Origin of the sequence: Buttiauxella agrestis ATCC 33320, from assembly GCF_000735355.1 — a bacterium.
Lineage (GTDB): Bacteria > Pseudomonadota > Gammaproteobacteria > Enterobacterales > Enterobacteriaceae > Buttiauxella > Buttiauxella agrestis.
This window is the reverse complement of sequence record NZ_JMPI01000057.1, coordinates 57,198-70,200: the sequence shown is the minus strand read 5'-3', so window position 1 is coordinate 70,200 and position 13,003 is coordinate 57,198. Positions and strand designations below refer to the sequence as shown.

Here is a 13,003-nt window from a genome sequence, read left to right as displayed (position 1 = left end):
AGTTAGTGAATGAGGTTCGTTAATGCCTAAATGCAGCACTTGGTTAAAACCGCTTTTCTTGTTAGTCGCTCTTTGGGCACCATTAAGTCAGGCAGATACGGGTTGGCAGCCTATCCAGGAAACAATCCGTAAAAGCGAAAAAGACAATCGCCAGTACCAGGCAGTACGCCTTGATAATGGTATGACGGTTCTGCTGGTTTCTGACCCGCAAGCTGTTAAGTCATTGTCTGCACTGGTTGTTCCTGTGGGGTCGTTAGAGGATCCGAACGACCATCTCGGCCTTGCTCACTATCTTGAACACATGACACTGATGGGTTCTAAAAAGTATCCAGAGCCTGACAGCCTGTCGGAGTTTCTCAAAAAGCACGGTGGCAGCCACAATGCCAGCACTGCAACCTACCGCACTGCGTTTTACCTCGAAGTGGAAAACGATGCGCTGGAAGGGGCGGTAGATCGCTTGTCGGATGCTATCGCTGAGCCGAACCTTGCGCCTGAGTACGCTGAACGTGAACGTAATGCGGTCAACGCAGAGCTGACGCTGGCGCGTGCTCGTGACGGTATGCGCATGGCGCAAGTCAGTGCCGAAACCATCAACCCAGCTCACCCTGGTTCACGTTTTTCTGGCGGCAATCTGGAAACACTGCGTGACAAACCGGGCAGCAAACTGCTGGATGCGCTGGTGGCTTTCCGCGATACATACTATTCCGCAAACCTAATGAAAGCGGTTATCTACAGTAATAAGCCATTGCCTGAACTGGCAAAAATTGCGGTAGAAACCTACGGCCGGGTGCCCAATAAAAACATTGAACGTCCGGTGATTGATGTACCAGTAGTGACCGATGCGCAAAAAGGCATTGTGATTCACTACGTGCCAGCATTACCGCGCAAGGTCGTGCGTGTTGAATTCCGCATCGACAACAATAGCGATAAATTCCGCAGTAAAACGGATGAGTTAATTGGCTATTTGATTAGTAATCGCAGCAATAATACTCTTTCAGATTGGCTGCAAAAACAGGGGCTTGCTGACAGCATTCGCGCTGATTCCGATCCGTTAGTCAACGGTAATAGCGGCGTATTTGCTATTTCGGTGTCGTTAACAGACAAAGGCCTTGCACAGCGTGATGAAGTGGTTGCGGCAATCTTCAGTTACTTGAATAAGCTGCGCGAAAATGGTGTTGATAAAAGCTATTTCGATGAGCTTGCCCATGTTCTGGATCTCGATTTCCGTTACCCATCAATTACACGCGATATGGATTATGTCGAATGGCTGGCAGACACCATGTTACGTGTACCGGTCGAACATACGCTGGATGCGGTTAATATCGCCGATCAATACGATCCCGCGGCGATTAAATCTCGGCTAGATATGATGACCCCGCAGAACGCGCGAGTCTGGTATATCAGCCCGAAAGAACCGCACAACAAGACGGCATATTTTGTTGAGGCCCCTTATCAGGTCGACAAAATTACACCACAAGTCTTTGATGTCTGGAAGCAAAAAGCGGCGGCCATCAAGCTGGAATTGCCACAATTAAACCCGTACATTCCTGACAATTTTACGTTGGTTAAACCTGATAAAACTTACGCGCATCCTGAACTGTTGGTAAAAGAACCAGGGTTACGCGTGTTGTATATGCCAAGCCATTACTTCGCGAGCGAGCCTAAAGCTGACGTGACCATGGTGCTGCGTAATCCGCAAGCGATGGATAGTGCTAAAAACCAGGTGCTGTTTGCTCTCAATGATTATCTGGCTGGAATTGCGTTGGATGAATTAAGCAATCAGGCCTCAATCGGCGGAATTGGTTTCTCGACTAATGCTAATAGCGGGTTGATGGTTAACGCCAACGGTTACACACAACGTTTGCCGCAGCTTTTTGAAGCGTTATTAAAGGGCTACTTCTCTTACACGCCAACGCAAGAACAGTTGGATCAAGCGAAGTCCTGGTATGCCCAGATGATGGACTCGGCAGATAAAGGAAAGGCTTACGATCAGGCGATTATGCCGGTGCAAATGATCTCACAGGTGCCGTATTTCCAGCGTGAAACTCGCCGCGCATTGTTACCTGCACTGACGTTAAAAGACGTGCTCGATTACCGCGAGGTTTTAAAAACCAATGCTAAACCTGAGTTTTTAGCCCTTGGTAATATCACCCCACAGCAAGCTACAGACCTGGCGCATGGGGTGCAAAGCCTGCTCGGGACTAAAGGCAATGAATGGTGCCGCAACAAAGACGTGCTGGTGGATAAACAACATTTATCCATGTTTGAAAAAACCGGCAGCAGCACCGATTCTGCATTAGCCGCAGTCTACGTGCCGAAAGGGTTCGATGAAACCGTGAGTACCGCTTACAGCTCAATGCTGGGGCAAATTATTCAACCGTGGTTCTACAACCAGTTGCGGACTCAGGAACAGTTAGGGTACGCGGTGTTCGCATTCCCGATGTCTGTGGGACGCCAGTGGGGCATTGGTTTCTTGTTGCAAAGTAATGACAAGCAACCGGCCTATTTGTATGAACGATTCAAAGCGTTTTACCCAACAGCCGAGAAAAAGCTGCGTAGCATGAGCGTGGAAGATTTCGCGCAAATGCAGCAGGGAATGATCAGTGAAATTATGCAGGCTCCGCAGACCTTGTCCCAGGAAGCTTCGCAGCTGAGCAAAGATTTTGATCGTGGAAACATGGACTTTGATTCGCGTGATAAAGTAGTCGCCGAAATTAAAAAGCTGACTCCACAAAAACTGGCTGATTTCTTCCATCAGGCTGTTATCGAACAACAGGGAATGGCGGTACTGTCGCAAGTTTCTGGTAGCCACAATGGTAAAGCAGACTATGCCGCTCCGGATGGTTGGAAAACCTGGAAGGAGGTCAGCGCTCTGCAACAATCACTGCCGCTCGTAGATTCAAAGTGATAGCAGCTAAAACACCTGCAACTTGAAAGACAAAGGGTAAAAAATGACCGGAACCACGCAGCCTCTTGATCCTCTTAGCTTGCCTCTTAAGGGGGAGCGGCTGATAGAAGCCTCTGCGGGGACCGGAAAGACCTTTACCATTGCGGCACTGTATTTACGCCTGTTGTTAGGCCTGGGAGGTAAAAATGCTCATCCCAGGCCGCTTTCTGTCGAAGAGTTGCTGGTCGTAACCTTTACGCAGGCGGCGACGGAAGAGCTTCGTGGCCGCATTCGAGCCAATATCCATGAGCTACGCATCGCCTGCGTACGCAATCGTACCGACAATCCTCTGTTCCAGAGCCTGATGGCTGAAATTCCTGACCTGCATCAGGCGGCGCAGGTTCTGCGCCTGGCCGAACAGCAAATGGATGAAGCGGCGATATTCACCATTCACGGCTTCTGCCAAAGAATGCTGAGTCTGAATGCCTTTGAATCAGGCATGTTGTTTGAACAACAACTCATCGAAGATGAATCGCTGCTACGTCGCCATGCTTGTGCTGATTTCTGGCGCCGCCATTGTTATCCGTTGCCTAAACCTGTCGCCCAGGTGATGGCAGAAGAGTGGGCTGGCCCGGAAGAACTGCTCAGAGATATCAATAGCTGGCTGCAAGGTGAACAACCCATTCTGAAACAGCCTCCAGCCGATGATGAAACGCTGCTTGCTCGTCATCAAAAAATCATTAATGCCATTGAAGATGTAAAAGCACAATGGCGAGACTGTGCGGATGACATCGCGCAGATCCTGAGTGTGGCGAAGATTGACCGCCGCAGCTATAGCAGTAAAAACTTACCGAACTGGCTGAATATTGTTGGTGTGTGGGCGCAGACAGAAACCACGACCTATAAATTACCCGATCAGCTAGAGCGTTTTTCTCAGTCGATGCTTGATGAGAAAACCAAAGAAGGCCAACCGCCGCAGCATCCTGTTTTCAGGGCGATTAACGATCTGCTGGGCGAACCGCTGACGCTGCGTGATTTAGTCATTGCCCGCGCGATGGCTGAAATCCGCTACACCGTGCAGCAGGAAAAACGCCGCCGTGGCGAACTCGGGTTTGACGATATGTTAACCCGCCTTGATGAAGCGTTGCATAAACCCGGCGGGGATGCGCTGGCAGCGGCGATCCGCAGCCGTTTCCCGGCTGCAATGATAGATGAGTTTCAGGATACCGACCCGCAGCAATATCGTATTTTCAGACGCTTGTATATCAATCAGCCTGATACTGCATTGTTGCTTATCGGTGACCCAAAACAGGCGATTTACGCTTTCCGTGGTGCGGATATTTTTACCTACATGAAAGCCCGGCATGAGGTAAGCGCCCACTACACGCTGGACACCAACTGGCGTTCATCACCGGGGATGATAAACAGCGTAAATACCCTTTTCCAGCAGTTGGATAACCCCTTCTTATTCGCGCAAATTCCATTCTTAGCGGTGAAGGCCGCCCAGAAGAACAATGGCTTACGTTTTACCCTCAAAGGGAAAAACCAGGCGGCGATGTCGTTTTGGGCGCAATCAGGCGATGGCTGCGGTGTGAGTGATTACCAACAAACTATGGCCATGCAGTGCGCACAACAAATTCGGGAATGGTTGAGTGCTGGGCAGCGTGGCGAAGCATTGCTGTGGAAAGGGGAAGAGTCACGCCCGGTACAGTCGTCTGACATCACCATTCTGGTTCGTAGTCGCGGCGAAGCATCGATTGTGCGTGAAGCGTTGAGCGCCCTGAATATCCCTTCGGTTTATCTTTCAAACCGTGACTCAGTATTCGCAACGCCAGAATCTCGAGAGATTCTGTGGATTTTGCAGGCGGTACTGGCCCCAGAAATAGAAACGGCGCTGCGTAGCGCCGTCGCCACTAGCATGTTGGGGCTGGATGCCCGAATGATAGAAGCGCTGAACAATGACGAAAATGCCTGGGACTGCCTGGTTGAAGAGTTTTCCGAGTATCGGCAAATTTGGTTACGCCGAGGCGTGATGCCGATGTTACGCGCGCTTATCGCACGACGTCAGGTTGCCGAAAACTTGCTGGCAACACCGGGTGGCGAGCGGCGTCTGACCGATATTTTGCATATCAGCGAGCTGTTGCAAGAAGAAGCCGCGCAAACTGACAGTGAACATGCGCTGGTGCGCTGGCTGGCTCAGCAGGTTACGGAACCTGACAGTAACGCCTATAGCCAACAACTGCGTCTCGAAAGCGACCGACACCTGGTTCAGGTGGTCACTATCCATAAATCAAAAGGGCTGGAATACCCGCTGGTTTGGTTGCCATTCATCGCCAATTATCGGGCGCAAAACAGCGGCCTGTACCATGACCGTTCCACGTTTTCACCTTTGCTGGATTTAAGTGATGACGCGGAAAGCCTGAGTCTGGCAGAAGAAGAGCGCCTGGCGGAAGACTTACGCCTGTTGTACGTCGCGTTGACACGCTCAATCTGGCATTGCAGTCTCGGCGTCGCACCGTTGTTTAAAGGTAATCGCGCTAAAAAAGGGAACAGCGATTTGCACCTCGGGGCGTTGGGTTATCTTTTACAAAAAGGCGAAGCGAAAGATGCTGCGGGATTACAAGTTTGCTTGCAGGAACTGGCGAGCGAGTCGATTAGCGTCGAAGATCCTAAGTCAGATGATTACACTCCGTGGCAGCCAGTGAGTGAAGCGTTGCCCGAACTTAGCGCACGCATCATGACAAGGCAGGTGGTTGATAACTGGCGAGTCACCAGTTATTCAGGTTTACAGCAGCATGGTAGCAGCCAGGCTCTGGATTTATTGCCGCGCCTGGATGTCGATGCCGCAGGTGCTGCGCCGACTCAAAGTGAGCCATTACTTACTCCGCACACCTTTCCACGTGGGGCAGGGCCGGGCACATTTTTGCATAGCTTGTTCGAAGGCATTGATTTTACTCAGCCAATAGATGAAGCGTGGATTGCAAAGCAGTTAAGCGAACAAGGTTTTGGTGAGCAGTGGCAGCCGATTGTCGCCGAGTGGTTGCACACTATTTTGCAGGCACCGTTGAATGACGCGGGCGTGTCGCTTAGCCAGTTAACTCCGCAAGACAGGCAGGTCGAAATGGAGTTCTATTTGCCGATAAAGAGTGATTTGCAGGCAGCACATTTAGATGCCCTCGTGCGGGAATATGACCCGTTATCAAAAGGTTGTCCGCCGTTAAACTTCAAGCAAGTGCGTGGCATGCTGAAAGGGTTTATTGACCTGGTGTTCCGCTGGAAGGGGCGCTACTACCTGCTGGATTACAAATCGAACTGGCTGGGCGAAGACAGCAGCGCTTACACCGGGGAAGCGATGGCGGCGGCGATGCAATCTCATCGGTATGATCTGCAATATCAACTGTATACGCTGGCTTTGCACCGTTATTTACGGCACAGAATTCCTGATTATGACTACCAGACTCACTTCGGCGGCGTTATCTACCTCTTCTTACGTGGCATCGAAAGTAACGGCTCCTCACAAGGAATATTTTCAACGTGCCCGGATGAGCAACTGATTGCGAAGATGGATGCACTATTCGCGGCGCAAAAGGACGAGGTGACGCCATGAAAATGTCTGAGCTTTTACAGCAGGCGGTGGAGCAAAAGTTATTGCGTGCGCTGGATGCACAGTTTGCCATGATGATTGCCAGTGATGATCAGCCCGCGGTGATGCTCGCGGCGGCATTGGTCAGCCACGATGCGGGTGAAGGGCATGTCTGCATTCCGCTTTCACGTTTAGTCCCGGAGTTCTTTTTTTCCGGGCGTCAGCCAGATTTAGCAGAACAACTTTTTGCGCTTGCCGACCTGAAAAGCGGCTGGCGCGAGATATTGTTGGCTTCCAATGCGGTGAGTGAATACGAAGGGGCGACCCCGCTAAAGCTGATTAGCGAGCGTTTATATCTCAACCGAATGTGGCAAAACGAGCAGTCCATTGCGCAGTTTTTTGTGCAGGAAAATCGGCCCATTACGCTTAATGAATCGCAGGTCATTAACGTACTCAATCAGCTTTTTGAGCCGTTGCCCGAGACTGACTGGCAAAAAGTGGCCGCAGCCGTGGCATTAACCCGTCGTATATCGGTGATTTCAGGTGGGCCGGGTACCGGTAAAACCACCACGGTGGCGAAATTACTCGCCGCGTTAGTCCAGCTTTCGGATGCCCCGTCTTTGCGGATTCAACTCGCCGCGCCGACGGGGAAAGCCGCAGCCCGCTTGACGGAATCATTGGGTTCGGCGTTGCGCCGCTTGCCGTTAGATGAAGCGCAAAAAGCCTCATTACCCAACGATGCCTGCACATTGCACCGTTTGTTAGGTGCGCAACCGAACAGCCAACGCTTGCGCTACCACGCCGGAAATCCTTTGCACCTTGATGTGCTGGTGGTGGATGAAGCCTCGATGGTGGATTTGCCGATGATGGCAAAACTGATCAATGCGATGCCTCCTCATGCGCGAGTGATTTTCTTAGGCGACCGCGACCAGTTGGCGTCGGTTGAAGCAGGGGCCGTGCTCGGGGATATTTGCCACTATGTTACGCATGGATATTCATCTGAGCGTGCAGCAGAGCTGAGTCTACTCACCGGTTATACGCTTCCTGCTGGAGAAGGTAACGGCGCGAGCGCGTTGCGTGATGGTTTGTGTTTACTGCAAAAAAGCTACCGCTTTGACAGTAAATCCGGCATCGGGCAACTGGCCTTTGCGGTCAATGCCAGCGATGTTAAACGCGTGAAAACCATATTTAGCGAAGGTTTTAGCGATATTACTAAACAACCACTGCGTGAAACGGCGGACTACGCCATGATGATTGACGATGCGGTGGAAGGGTATCGACCATACCTGGACTTGATTCGCAATCAGGCAGAGCCCGCTTCTATTCTTGAAGCTTTTGGGCGTTATCAAATGCTCTGTGCTTTGCGTGAAGGCCCGTTTGGCGTCAGCGGTTTGAATAGCCGCATCGAGCTGGCACTGATTCAAAAACGGTTAATTGAGCGGCCAAATCAGGCGACATCGCGCTGGTATAACGGCAGGCCGATTATGGTTTCTCGTAATGACAGTTCGTTGGGGCTGTTTAACGGGGATATCGGTATCGCGCTGGATAGAGGCGAGGGGTTAAGGGTCTGGTTCCCGATGCCGGATGGCACCATTAAATCCGTACAGCCAAGTCGTTTACCGGGCCACGATACGGCATACGCCATGACGGTGCATAAATCGCAAGGTTCTGAATTTGAACATGCCGCGCTGGTGCTGCCAAACCAGTACACCGCTGTGGTGACGCGTGAACTGGTGTATACGGCGATTACCCGCGCTCGAAATAAGCTGTCGCTGTATGCCGATGATCGGGTGTTAGAAAAGGCAATTGTGACCAGGACTGAACGGCGTAGCGGGTTGATGGAGAGTTTTAGCTAGCCCAGAAGGGCTAGCTTTTTAATTATGCTAAATCTGCCATCAACACTTTTGAACGGCGCTGATAGTTGTACATCTCTTTTTTGCTTTCCGGCAGCAGTTCGACATCCACCGGCATAAACCCGCGTTCCTGGAACCAGTGAATACTGCGGGTTGTCAGCACGAACAACTTGCTTAACCCCATTTGCCGCGCTTGCGTGGCAATGCGTTGCAGCAATACTTCACCGCGTGATGAACTGCGGTAATCCGGATGAACCGCAACACACGCCATTTCACCAATCCCTTCCTCCTGGAATGGATAAAGCGCCGCGCAAGCGATAGTCAGGTTATCGCGTTGGATGATGGTGAACTTGTCGATCTCCATTTCCAGTTGTTCACGCGAGCGGCGCACCAGAATCCCTTGCTGCTCCAGCGGGCGAATCAGCTCCAGAATGCCGCCGATATCGTTAATAGTGGCGCGGCGAATTTGCTCCGCACTTTCCATCACGATTTGTGTCCCGATACCGTCGCGTGAGAAGAGTTCTTGCAACAGCGCCCCGTCTTCCTGATAGCTAATTAAGTGGCTGCGGCGCACGCCGCTGCGGCAGGCTTTCACCGCGCCACGCAGAAAACGCACGGTGCCAGAGTGGTAATCACCCGCTTCTTCCAGCTCTTCAATACGTTTTTGCGCATCGTTGGGGAACAGTTCTGAAACGATATTGCCGTTGTCATCGATAACGCCCTGAGAAGAACAGAAGCCGATCATTTTCTCGGCTTTCAGTTTGACCGCCAACTGCGTGGCAATCTCTTCAGACGTGAGGTTGAAGCTTTCGCCAGTGACAGAAACCGCCACCGGGCCCATCAATACAATTGCACCGTTATCAAGCTGACGATGAATGGCTTCTTCGTCGATGCGACGCACGCGCCCGCTGTGGCAATAATCCACGCCATCATCCACGCCAAGAGGCTGAGCAATAATAAAATTACCGCTAACGACATTGATGTGTGCACCTTGCAACGGCGTGTTGCCGAGGCTCATGGACAAACGCGCAGTGATATCCAACTGCAACAAACCGGCGGCCTGTTTGACCAGTTCCAGCGTTTTGGCATCGGTGACGCGCGTGTGTTTATGATAGATAGGCTCATGATTATGCGAAGCCAGATTAGTATCAATCTGTGGACGCGCGCCGTAGACCACCACCAGACGAATTCCCAGGCTGTGCAACAGCCCAATATCGTTAACGATACTGGAAAAGTTCTCGTGTTCAATGGCTTCGCCGCCCAGCATAATGACAAACGTTTTTCCCCGATGGGCATTTATATAGGGGACAGTATGGCGGAATCCCTGTACCAGTTCGGTTCTACGTTCCTTCACCACGGCAAGCCCTCGATGCATGATTATTCGTAATTTCTGTATTTTTATTCTTTTATTGCCTCTGGCGCAAGCAGCAATTTCCTCAAAGCAGAAATTTCTGCATCCGCGCAGCCAGGTGCTTGATTGCGAATGTTTACCCTTTAAAGGGTGACAGCCCGAGCGTGTTTCGCTAAAGTTTTCGGCTCAAAAAATAAAATTGGTTATTTGTTTCACGGAAACACACCGCTCAGGAGAGCTATGTCAGATTCCCGTTCGTTAATTAGTCGTCGCCGCTTATTGCAGGGCGCAGGCGCTATGTGGCTACTGAGTGTCAGCCAGGTTGGCTTTGCTGCCTCAAGCCTGGTGGTTGCGGTGCGTGTGTGGCCCGCATCGTCATACACTCGTGTAACGCTGGAATCGAACAAGCAGCTTAAGTATAAGCAGTTTGCATTGAGCAACCCCGATCGCGTGGTTGTCGACATAGAAGGTGTGAATTTAAATTCAGTTTTGAAAGGAATTGGTGGCCAGATTCGCGGCGACGATCCTTTCATCAAGTCAGCACGTGTTGGGCAGTTTGATCCACAAACGGTGCGTATGGTTTTTGAACTCAAGCAGAATGTCACCCCGCATCTTTTTGCGCTGGCACCGGTTGCTGAATTTAAAGAACGCCTGGTCATGGATTTGTATCCGGCCAATATGAACAGCGAGCAGGATCCTCTGTTGGCGCTGCTCGAAGATTACAATAACGGCAAGCTGGATAAAGATACCCCTCCGTCTCCGGAGCAAGGCCCGCAGCCCGGCAAGGCAGGGCGTGACAGGCCAATTGTTATCATGCTCGATCCCGGCCATGGCGGGGAAGATCCCGGAGCCATTGGGCCGAACAAAACGCGTGAAAAAGACATCGTGCTCAAAATTGCGCGCCGGCTTAAAGCTTTGATTGATAAAGAAGCGAATATGAAAGCCTACATGACGCGCAACGAGGATGTGTTTATCCCGTTAAAAGTCAGGGTGGCAAAAGCGCAGAAGCAGCGTGCGGATCTTTTTGTTTCCATTCATGCGGATGCGTTTACGTCTGGAGCCGCTCGCGGATCGTCAGTATTTGCACTCTCAACCAAAGGTGCCACCAGTACGGCAGCAAAATTCCTCGCCCAAACGCAGAACGCCGCCGACTTAATTGGTGGGGTGAGTAAGAGTGGCGACAGATATCTCGACCATACGATGTTCGATATGGTGCAATCGCTGACGATTAACGACAGTCTTAAATTCGGTAAAGAAGTGCTGGCCAGATTAGGCAAAGTGAACAAGCTGCATAAAAACAGCGTCGATCAGGCTGGATTCGCCGTGCTGAAAGCCCCGGACATTCCATCCATTCTGGTCGAAACCGCGTTTCTGAGTAATGTTGAGGAAGAGCGCAAGCTGCGTACTGCGACATTCCAGCAGGAAGTGGCGGAATCAATTCTTGCAGGGATTAAGGCGTATTTTGCGGATAGCTCGCGATTAGCGCGGCGCGGCTAATACTTTGTCGGATGACGCTTGCGTTTATCCGACCAACAACGGCATTTCGTCGGGTGGATAAGCGTCATCCACCAAATAACACGAATTTCAGATACAAAAAAAGCACTCCTGAGAGTGCTTTAAATGTTGGTTGCGGGGGCCAGATTTGAACTGACGACCTTCGGGTTATGAGCCCGACGAGCTACCAGGCTGCTCCACCCCGCGTCCGTAAACTTCTTTGTTACCCAAATGATTTTCATCATTGCGCGAATACTCAGCGACTTAGTTGGTTGCGGGGGCCAGATTTGAACTGACGACCTTCGGGTTATGAGCCCGACGAGCTACCAGGCTGCTCCACCCCGCGTCCGTATAACTATTTGCTACTCACTGCTAGTGATTTTCATCACCGCGCTAAACTCAGCGACTTTTTAATTGGTTGCGGGGGCCAGATTTGAACTGACGACCTTCGGGTTATGAGCCCGACGAGCTACCAGGCTGCTCCACCCCGCGTCCGTGGAAGCGCACTATACTCTGCTCGGCTTTTGATGCAACCCTTTTTTTAAAAAATACCCGATTTGTCTCATCTAACTGATAATAATTTAATTTAAGTACAAATAACGAACACATCTGGGCTGTGCGAGGCGCAACACGTTTAAATCTTGCAGCGTGTTTGCTATCTTCGCGTGGGATAAAGCGGCGTAACCGGGCGAGGAAGTAATGATAGGACGTTGGACGAAGTACATTGTAACTGGGGTAGTGGTGGCCATTCTGGCGGGCTGCTCCTCAAAACCGACAGATAAAGGTCAGCAATATAAAGACGGGAAGTTTACCCAGCCTTTTTCCCTCGTAAACCAACCGGATGCGGTGGGAGCACCAATAAACGGTGGTGACTTTGCTGAGCAAGTTAACCAGATTCGTTCTGCTTCTCCTCGCCTCTATAATAGCAAGAGCGATGTTTACGGTGCCGTTCAACAGTGGCTGCGTGCCGGTGGCGATACCAGCAAGCTGAGCCAGTACGGTCTTGATGCCTGGCAAATGGAAGGTGCTGACAACTACGGCAACGTGCAATTCACCGGCTACTACACGCCAGTTGTACAGGCGCGTTATACCCGCCAGGGCGAGTTCCAGTATCCAATCTACCGTATGCCACCAAAACGCGGTCGCCTGCCGTCTCGTGCGGAGATTTACCGGGGTGGGTTGAGCGACAGCTACATTATTGCTTACAGCAATTCCTTAATGGATAACTTCATTATGGATGTGCAGGGCAGCGGCTATATTGATTTCGGCGACGGGCAGCCATTAACCTTCTTCGGCTATTCGGGCAAAAATGGCCACGCTTACCGCAGTATCGGCAAAGTGCTTATCGACCGTGGCGAAGTGAAGAAAGAAGATATGTCGATGCAGGCGATTCGCCATTGGGGTGAAACGCACAGCCAGGCTGAAGTGCAGGAGCTGCTCGAACAGAATCCATCGTTCGTCTTCTTTAAACCTGCAAGCTTCGCGCCGGTGAAAGGGGCGAGTGCGGTGCCGTTAATTGGCCGTGCGTCGGTTGCGTCTGATCGTTCAATTATTCCTGCGGGCACCACTATTCTTGCGGAAGTGCCGTTACTTGATAACAACGGTAAATTCAGTGGGCAATACGAATTACGCGTGATGGTGGCGCTCGATGTTGGCGGTGCGATAAAAGGTCAGCACTTTGATATCTATCAGGGGATTGGTGCTGACGCCGGTCACCGCGCGGGTTGGTACAACCATTATGGACGCGTTTGGGTGCTGAAAAATGCGCCGGGCACGACCAACAGCGTATTCACGGGTTAATCTTCCCGCGCACGGGCTGTATAATCAGCCCGTCA

General features: G+C 51.3%; 6 protein-coding genes and 3 tRNA genes. 5 read left to right on the top strand and 4 right to left on the bottom strand.

Annotated features, from left to right (window positions below; translation table 11 throughout):
- Positions 1-22 precede the first annotated feature (22 nt).
- From ptrA to recD, 3 genes are read left to right on the top strand one after another with little or no spacing between them, the layout of a single operon-like run.
- Complete coding sequence (gene ptrA, locus GBAG_RS16175) at positions 23-2,908, top strand: pitrilysin (RefSeq protein WP_034498050.1); 2,886 nt, start codon at positions 23-25, stop codon at positions 2,906-2,908.
- Positions 2,909-2,951: 43 nt separating this feature from the next.
- Positions 2,952-6,494 carry an exodeoxyribonuclease V subunit beta gene (recB, locus tag GBAG_RS16170; RefSeq protein WP_034498048.1) on the top strand — a complete coding sequence of 1,181 codons (3,543 nt, stop codon included), beginning with the start codon at positions 2,952-2,954 and terminating at the stop codon, positions 6,492-6,494.
- A complete protein-coding gene (recD, locus tag GBAG_RS16165; RefSeq protein WP_034498047.1) occupies positions 6,491-8,326 on the top strand; it encodes an exodeoxyribonuclease V subunit alpha in 1,836 nt (611 codons plus the stop codon). Before recB ends, recD begins: the two co-directional genes overlap by 4 nt.
- 22 nt (positions 8,327-8,348) lie before the next feature.
- Here the strand turns inward: recD and argA are convergent, their stop codons facing one another.
- The gene (gene argA / locus GBAG_RS16160) at positions 8,349-9,680 is read right to left on the bottom strand and encodes an amino-acid N-acetyltransferase (RefSeq protein WP_034498150.1); all 1,332 of its coding nucleotides are present in this window, start codon (positions 9,678-9,680) and stop codon (positions 8,349-8,351) included.
- 234 nt (positions 9,681-9,914) lie between these two features.
- Here argA and amiC point away from each other — a divergent pair, with 234 nt between their 5' ends.
- The gene (amiC, locus tag GBAG_RS16155; RefSeq protein WP_034498045.1) at positions 9,915-11,171 is read left to right on the top strand and encodes an N-acetylmuramoyl-L-alanine amidase AmiC; all 1,257 of its coding nucleotides are present in this window, start codon (positions 9,915-9,917) and stop codon (positions 11,169-11,171) included.
- Positions 11,172-11,298: 127 nt separating this feature from the next.
- Here the strand turns inward: amiC and GBAG_RS16150 are convergent.
- The 3 genes from GBAG_RS16150 to GBAG_RS16140 all read right to left on the bottom strand — a co-directional run bounded on the left by GBAG_RS16150 (position 11,299) and on the right by GBAG_RS16140 (position 11,660).
- A tRNA-Met gene (locus tag GBAG_RS16150) sits at positions 11,299-11,375 on the bottom strand.
- 62 nt (positions 11,376-11,437) lie between these two features.
- Positions 11,438-11,514: transfer RNA gene (locus GBAG_RS16145), tRNA-Met, on the bottom strand.
- 69 nt (positions 11,515-11,583) lie between these two features.
- Positions 11,584-11,660, bottom strand: a tRNA-Met gene (locus tag GBAG_RS16140).
- A 207-nt stretch (positions 11,661-11,867) separates the two neighbouring features.
- On the opposite strand from GBAG_RS16140, the gene mltA reads away from it, so the two are divergent.
- The gene (gene mltA / locus GBAG_RS16135) at positions 11,868-12,968 is read left to right on the top strand and encodes a murein transglycosylase A (protein WP_034498043.1); all 1,101 of its coding nucleotides are present in this window, start codon (positions 11,868-11,870) and stop codon (positions 12,966-12,968) included.
- Positions 12,969-13,003 lie beyond the last annotated feature (35 nt).